At 73.7% G+C, this 1,132-nt stretch carries 1 protein-coding gene; it reads right to left on the bottom strand.

The annotated features are described in order from the left end of the window. The coding region (locus C1I95_RS34045; RefSeq protein WP_111220226.1) for a GMC oxidoreductase at positions 1-1,132 on the bottom strand (1,132 nt) is incomplete at both ends.

Genomic DNA, 1,132 nt, shown 5'->3' with positions numbered 1-1,132 from the left:
GGTCGGGGTCGTTCTTGTTGGGCCAGAGGGAGATTGCGCGTTCGGATTGGGCGGTGATGGTCAGGGAGGGGTTGACGCCTAGGTTGGCTGAGATGGCGGTGCCGTCGACCACGTGTAAGCCGGGGTGGCCGTAGAGCCGGTGGTACGGGTCGATCACCCCGTCGGCCGGGGACGCGCCGATCACCGCGCCGCCGAGGATGTGCGCGGTCATCGGGATGTCGAACGGTTCGGTCAGCGCGCCGCCCGGCGTACCGTCGATCTCCTCGGCGAGCAGCCGGGCCGCCTGGTTGCCGGCCGGGATCCAGGTCGGGTTGGGGCTGCCGTGCCCCGGGCCGGAGACCAACCGGCGGCCGAGCGGCCCGCGCCGCACCCGGGTGGTCAGCGAGTTGTCCGCCGACTGCATGACCAGGGCGATCACCGTACGCTCCGACCAACCGCGCACGGAGAGCATCCGGGCGGCCCGGGCCGGCTGCCGGAGGATCTGCCCGAGCCAGCGGCGCACCCGGTGCGGCCCACCGTCCACCAGCAACGACTGGAGCAGGCCCATCGCGTTCGAGCCCCGCCCGTAGCGGACCGGCTCGATGTGGGTCTGCGGATCGGGGTGGAACGAGCTGGTGATCGCCACCCCCGCGGTGAAGTCCAGGCCCCGCGTCCGGGCCTGCCGGTGCGGCACCGAGGCGCCGAGGATCGCCTCCGAGTTGGTCCGGGTCAGCTCGCCCAGCCGGGGCGAGAGCCCGGGCAGCGCGCCGCGATCCCGCATCTCGTGCAGCAGCCGCTGGGTGCCCAGCGCCCCGGCGGCGAAGACCACCTGGTCGGCGTGGATCACCTGCCGGCGCTTGCGCAGCCAGGCACCGGTGCGCTCGACGTGCACCTGGTAGCCGTCGCCGGCCGGCCGGACCGCGGTCACCGTGGTCAGCGGGTGCACCTGGGCACCGAGCCGCTCGGCCAGCCAGAGGTAGTTCTTGACCAGGGTGTTCTTCGCACCGTGGCGGCAGCCGGTCATGCAGGCGCCACAGTGGGTGCAGCCGGTACGCTCCGGCCCGACGCCACCGAAGTACGGGTCGGCGACCCGCTCCCCCGGCCGGCCGATGTGCACGCCGACCGGGGTGGCGTGGAAGGTGTGCCCCACCCC

Source organism: Micromonospora craterilacus (assembly GCF_003236315.1).
Taxonomy (GTDB): domain Bacteria; phylum Actinomycetota; class Actinomycetes; order Mycobacteriales; family Micromonosporaceae; genus Micromonospora; species Micromonospora craterilacus.
Note: the sequence above shows the minus strand (reverse complement) of the source record. Positions and strands in the feature narration are given on the sequence as shown.